General features: G+C 44.0%; 4 protein-coding genes. All 4 read left to right on the top strand.

Annotation, left to right across the window (positions count from 1 at the left end):
* Positions 1-17: 17 nt before the first annotated feature.
* Positions 18-233 carry a helix-turn-helix transcriptional regulator gene (locus K2G43_RS04180; protein ID WP_300153102.1) on the top strand — a complete coding sequence of 72 codons (216 nt, stop codon included), beginning with the start codon at positions 18-20 and terminating at the stop codon, positions 231-233.
* A 5-nt stretch (positions 234-238) separates the two neighbouring features.
* On the top strand, positions 239-1753 hold the full coding sequence (locus K2G43_RS04185; protein ID WP_300153096.1) for a class I SAM-dependent DNA methyltransferase: 1515 nt from the start codon (positions 239-241) through the stop codon (positions 1751-1753).
* Positions 1754-1757: 4 nt separating this feature from the next.
* Positions 1758-2030: a hypothetical protein gene (locus K2G43_RS04190; protein ID WP_300153098.1), complete on the top strand. Its 273-nt coding sequence runs from the start codon at positions 1758-1760 to the stop codon at positions 2028-2030.
* A gap of 2 nt (positions 2031-2032) precedes the next feature.
* The coding region (locus tag K2G43_RS04195) for a restriction endonuclease subunit S (RefSeq protein WP_300153100.1) at positions 2033-2422 on the top strand (390 nt) is incomplete at its 3' end.

Here is a 2422-nt window from a genome sequence, read left to right on the forward strand (position 1 = left end):
ATCAAAGAATTTATGTTATGATTGAAAGGATAAATAGAATAAAAGTAGTTTTGGCAGAAAAACAAAAGACTAATAAATGGCTGGCAACAGAATTGGGCATTAACCCTTCTACTGTTTCCAAATGGTGTACTAATTCTTCGCAACCGGATATAGCTTTATTGGTAAAGATTGCTAAATTACTTGAAGTTGAATTGGACGAATTGCTTGATAAAAATTTCGTTGAATCTATCTGACTGTTATGGCAAGGAAAGCAAAGGCTAAGGAAACGACCAAGACTATTGAGCAGATTCTTTGGGATTCTGCAAATGAGCTGCGTGGTAATCTTGATGCTGCCGAATATAAGTCGGTGGTGCTTGGGTTGGTATTCCTCAAATATATAAATGACTGTTTTAAGACTAAATACGATGAGCTTGTTGCCGAGGGAGAGGGCTTTGAAGAGGATGCTGACGAATACATTGGCGACGGCATATTCTTTGTTCCCACTGATGCCCGTTGGGATAAAATAGTCAAGGATTCGCTTACTGCCGAGATTGGTGTGACAGTTGATAAGGCGATGGAGGCCCTTGAGCGTGAAAACAAACAGCTTAAAGGTATTCTGCCCAAGAATTACGCCCGCCCGGAGCTCGACAAGCGACGTCTCGGCAACGTGGTTGACATTTTTGAAAATAACTTGCATTTTACCGGTGGTGAAGCGCGCGATGTGCTCGGGCGAGTTTATGAATACTTCCTCGGTGAGTTTGCCCGCGAGGAAGGTAAAAAAGGTGGCGAGTTCTACACACCGGAGTGTGTGGTCCGCACTATTGTCGAAGTGATTCAGCCATATAAGGGCAAAATCTTTGACCCTGCGTGTGGCTCCGGCGGTATGTTCGTGCAGTCATCCAAATTTATTGAGCGCCATCAGGGTAACGTAAATCAAATCTCAGTCTATGGTCAGGAACTGAACTCCAATACTTGGCGGTTAGCACAGATGAACCTTGCCATCCGTGGTATCGAGGCTAACTTCGGCAGTTCCTATGCAGATTCATTCCACGATGACAAGCATCCATTCCTAAAAGCCGACTTCGTGATGGCTAACCCGCCGTTCAATATTTCAAAATGGGGAGGCGACCAACTTAAAGATGACCCGCGATGGGTGTACGGTATGCCGCCGGAGGGGAACGCCAACTTCGCATGGATGCAACACATGCTCTATCATCTTGCTGACACCGGACGCATCGGACTTGTGCTTGCCAATGGTTCTCTTTCCTCTGAACAAGGTGGAGAGGGTGAGATACGCAAGAACATCATTAATGCCGACTTGGTTGAAGGCATCATCGCCATGCCGAGCCAGTTGTTCTATAACGTGCAGATACCTTGCTGCCTGTGGTTCCTGACTAAGAAGAAATCACAACCCGGTAAGACTCTTTTCATCGATGCCCGCAACATGGGCTATATGAAAGACCGCACCCACCGCGAACTCGACCCCGCAACCGACATTAAGAAGATAGCCGATACATTCGAGGCCTTTCGTCGCGGCGAAGATGTTGCCGAGAAAGGGTTTGCCGCTGTTGCCACTACTGCCGACATTGAAAAAGAGGGATTCGTTCTGACTCCCGGCCGGTATGTCGGTGTAGCTGAAGTTGAAGATGACGGCGAACCCTTCGAAGAAAAAGTGGCGCGCCTCACCACCGAACTCCGCGATCTCTTCGCCAAATCCGCCGAGCAAGAAACCGAAATCCGCAAACAACTTGCCTCTATAGACATAAAACTCTGATAATATGGATTTAGTTGATATCGTTGTTTTAGTATGTTCGATAATTGCTGCAGTAACAGGTGTGGCATCTTTAATCGTCGCAATCCTCACTAGGAAAGATGGCAAACGAAGCCTTTTCAAGCAGATTGAGAAGAAAGAGCATCAGATAAATGAAATTGACAACCGTCTTTTTCGTCAATTTGGAGCAAATTACTCAGGCCGGGGACCAATCAATTCGTTAGAAGAGAAAAAGCGCACGCTACAATCAGAAGTTGATTACCTAAATAAATTACTTTGATTATGGTTAAGTGGAAAGAATGCCGTTTAGGTGATTTGATTGAAGAGATTGCCATGGGACCGTTTGGTTCAAACATAAAAGTAGAATGCTTCGTTGATAAGGGAGTTCCTGTTTTAAATGGTTCAAATTTACAGGGATTTAGACTTAACGAAGTAACTTTTAATTACGTTACGCATGAAAAAGCAGATTCTTTAGGAAGAGCCAATGCTTTTAAAGGGGATGTTGTTATTACGCATAGAGGTACTTTAGGGCAGATTATTTACATTCCTGAAGATTCGAAATATGAAAGATATGTAATTTCTCAGAGTCAGTTTAGGGTAAGATTCAAAAAAGAGATTGATCCTCAGTTCATCGTATATTTCTTTCATACAAGAGTAGGACAACACTTACTT

Source organism: Bacteroides sp. (assembly GCF_029057325.1).
GTDB lineage: Bacteria > Bacteroidota > Bacteroidia > Bacteroidales > Bacteroidaceae > Bacteroides.